The sequence below is a fragment of the Nitrosomonas sp. genome, assembly GCF_021731985.1.
GTDB lineage: Bacteria > Pseudomonadota > Gammaproteobacteria > Burkholderiales > Nitrosomonadaceae > Nitrosomonas.
Window position 1 is genome coordinate 1 of the sequence record NZ_JAKFWH010000050.1, and the last position, 3,283, is coordinate 3,283.

General features: G+C 48.1%; 4 protein-coding genes. 3 read left to right on the forward strand and 1 reads right to left on the reverse strand.

What is annotated here, in order from left to right; translation table 11 throughout:
- Together QZ942_RS06485 and QZ942_RS06490 are read left to right on the forward strand one after the other, a co-directional pair.
- A partial coding sequence (locus tag QZ942_RS06485; protein ID WP_292993872.1) for a response regulator occupies window positions 1-261 on the forward strand: 261 nt, incomplete at its 5' end.
- Window positions 262-303: 42 nt separating this feature from the next.
- Complete coding sequence (locus QZ942_RS06490; RefSeq protein WP_292993873.1) at window positions 304-534, forward strand: sulfurtransferase TusA family protein; 231 nt, start codon at window positions 304-306, stop codon at window positions 532-534.
- Window positions 535-702: 168 nt separating this feature from the next.
- On the opposite strand, the gene pmbA is transcribed toward QZ942_RS06490, so the two are convergent.
- Window positions 703-2,061 carry a metalloprotease PmbA gene (gene pmbA / locus QZ942_RS06495; RefSeq protein ID WP_292993874.1) on the reverse strand — a complete coding sequence of 453 codons (1,359 nt, stop codon included), beginning with the start codon at window positions 2,059-2,061 and terminating at the stop codon, window positions 703-705.
- A gap of 137 nt (window positions 2,062-2,198) precedes the next feature.
- Here pmbA and yjgA point away from each other — a divergent pair, with 137 nt between their 5' ends.
- Window positions 2,199-2,711 carry a ribosome biogenesis factor YjgA gene (yjgA, locus tag QZ942_RS06500; RefSeq protein ID WP_292993875.1) on the forward strand — a complete coding sequence of 171 codons (513 nt, stop codon included), beginning with the start codon at window positions 2,199-2,201 and terminating at the stop codon, window positions 2,709-2,711.
- Window positions 2,712-3,283 lie beyond the last annotated feature (572 nt).

Here is a 3,283-nt window from a genome sequence, read left to right on the forward strand (position 1 = left end):
GAGTCTCATCCGTTCGATTTAATCTTTATGGATATCCAAATGCCGGAAATGGATGGACTGGAAGCGACTCAGCACATTCGCCAAGATTTGCACCTGACTGATATGCCGATTATTGCTCTAACCGCTAACACGAAAGAACATGATCAACAAGAATTCATAAAAGCGGGAATGAATGCTTTCCTGCCTAAACCTTTTAACCCGGATCAACTCAATCAAATTCTTGATCGCTTCTTGAAGAAGAATAACAACGATCAGAAATAGTGTTTTTAGAATCTGATACCAACCAATTTACTCTACCGGAAAATGCAGAAAATAGACAAAGAACTGGACGCGCGTGGCTTAGTTTGCCCATTGCCCATCTTACGTACTAAACAATCGCTGGCTGGAATGATCAGCGGACAAACCTTGAAAATTGTTGCCACTGATCCGGGTTCCGTGATTGATTTCCAGGTTTTTGCTGAGCAAACTGGGAATGAGTTATTATCGCTATCTGAATCTGACAAGGAGTTTATTTTTCTTCTGAGGAAGAGATGAATGTAGAGCTTCCTGTTTGGAATCCGGCGAGTTATTTTTCTACCAGCTAAAAAACATCACGAGAGTATTCATAAGCTCTTACAAGAAAACAAACGGAACCACACCGTTCGGTAAATTCCCATCGCGCTGTTTGGTGTTGAGACAATCGACCCATACAATGCAATGTTTTCAACCACCGGCTATGGTCATGCGGTCGATCAAAACCGACCCGCACTGTTTGGATCCGCGCACTATGACGTCGTCACCAATCGCCAGAATTCCTTGGAACATATCTTTCAAATTGCCAGCAATGGTGATCTCCTCGACCGGGTAACTGATTGCACCGTTTTCAACCCAGAAGCCGGAAGCGCCGCGCGAATAATCGCCTGTCACCGCATTGATGCCATGTCCCATTAATTCCGTTACCAGCAAACCAGTACCCATTTTCTTTAATAGCGCATCGAAACGCAGCGGCGCCGCATTCTGCATAATCAGATTATGCGTGCCGCCGGCGTTTCCAGTTGTGCGCAACCCCAGTTTCCGGGCCGAATAACTACTCAGAAAATAACCCTGCACGATGCCATTTTCCACCACCTTGCGTTCGACTGTCGCCACGCCGTCATCGTCAAATGCGCTGCTGGCCAGCCCTTTGTGCAGATGCGGCAATTCAAGAATCTGAATATCGGGTGCAAAAACCTGTTGTCCGATGCTATCCAGCAAAAAGGAAGATTTCCGGTAAAGATTGCCGCCGCTCACCGCCGAAGCAAAATGTCCGATCAAACCGGAAGCGATCGGCGCTTCAAACAGCACCGGCACTTCACAGGTGGCGATTTTCCTTGCTCCCAGCCGTGCCGCGCTGCGCATACCCGTTTTTTTCCCGATGCTTTCCACCGCTTCCAGATCCGCGGCATCACGCGCAACGCTATACCAGTAATCCCGTTGCTTGCTGTCACCCTGTTCAGCGATCATGGCGCAACTGATACTATGGCGGGAAAGTGGATATCCCCCTATAAAGCCCAGACTATTCGCATAGATAAATTGCGATTCACTGACTGAAATCGTGGCGCCTTCGGAATTTGTTATGCGCTTATCCACCGCATAGGCCGCTTGTTCGCACTCTTTTGCCAATTCGATGGCCCCCTCGACATTCAATTCCCAGGGAAAGTACAAATTCAGGTGCGGATATGTTTGCGCCAATAGCTCTGCTTCCACCAATCCGGCACAATCGTCGTTCGCGGTATAGCGGGCGATCGATAAAGCGGCAGAAACCGTATCGCTGATAGCTTGCGGCGAGAAATCGGAGGTGCTGGCATGGCCGCGCTTCTGCCCAATATAAACGGTCACCGACAGTCCCTTATCACGATTATATTCAATCGTTTCAACTTCATTCTGGCGCACGGTAACGTTTTGACCAAAACCATCGGATACATTGGTTTCACAAGCAGTCGCACCGCCTTTTTTGGCATGCGCCAAAATGTCTTGGGCAATTTGCTGCAGCGTGCTTAGCGGATATGAGAATCGGGATTCTAAAACGGGTAAATTGTTCATAAGTAGCGTTGTGACAGAGAATTTAAACTGGATTTTAGATAAAAAGCTTCAATCGTTAAAAAAACAAATCAAAGGCGAAAATATTCTTGTAAAGCGCTATGATAGCAGCTTCTTAACACCGCATTACACAGGTTACCGTGCAAAACACCCCGGAAAACGATATCGAACAAGACGCAACGCCGAGCAAAACCCGGCGCAAGAAAGACATGCACGCATTGCAGGAAATTGGCGAGCAACTGGTAGAACTGGATCAAAAGAAATTGAGCGAATTTGATCTGCCGGAAATTTTAATCGACGCCATCAATCTTGCCCGCCCCATGAATAAGCACGGCGCACGCCGCCGGCAAATGCAATACATAGGCCGCTTGATGCGCGAAATTGATGCACTGCCGATCCAAGAAAAGCTCGACTCCTGGCATCAGGTGTCGGTACACCAAACCGCCCGGCTGCATCAGCTCGAACGCTGGCGCGAACGTCTTCTGGCCGATGAACACGCACTCACCGAGTTTGCGCAGAAATACCCGGCTGCCGACTTGCAGCATTTGAGATTATTAATTCGCAACGCCCATAAGGAAAAAGCGGCTGATAAACCGCCGAAAAGCTTTCGGTTGTTGTTTCAGGAGTTGCAAGAAATTATCGCCAAAACCTGAGAAGATAGGCTCTCGGGCATGCCTATCTGCCATAGCGTCAACTGCTCTGTACACATCGTTGGCGCACCATCACTTTGCAAGTGTGACAACAACCCGTATTACTCGCTGAAACTCCTGGATGGACCGATATCAGAAATGTAGGGTGGGTTAGTGATGCGTGAGCATCGCGTAACCCACCGAGAGCAATTCAAAACAATAAGTAAATGGCGGGTTACGCGATGAAACCGCTAACCCGTATATGGACTCCTCCCGTTTTGTAAGCAAAAAGTGATAGCTTTAAGGTGCAACTGCTTCCGTATATCCGGCTTCTGGTTGGATAGCGATAACTATCCGAGCCATGATGGATTTCGCGCGTAAGATTCATATCGCCCTAGCGGCTTTGCCTTGTGCTGCATCAGCAGGGAGCCTATGGATAAGTCTGAATTACTTACACCGGTCTGACCTATTTGCCATCAATTCATCTTGCTTCGCAATTACCAGTTGAAACTTTCCTGCTAAACTTAATCAGTTATCGCTGGGCTTACTACGCGGCTTTCCGGTAGGATTCGCCACGACTCAATATCGACCATGCA

What these genes read in the sequence shown, in the direction of transcription:
- QZ942_RS06490 (WP_292993873.1), top strand. Translation starts at nt 304, where the DNA reads ATGCAGAAAATAGACAAAGAACTGGACGCGCGTGGCTTAGTTTGCCCA.
- pmbA (WP_292993874.1), bottom strand. Translation starts at nt 2,061, where the DNA reads ATGAACAATTTACCCGTTTTAGAATCCCGATTCTCATATCCGCTAAGC.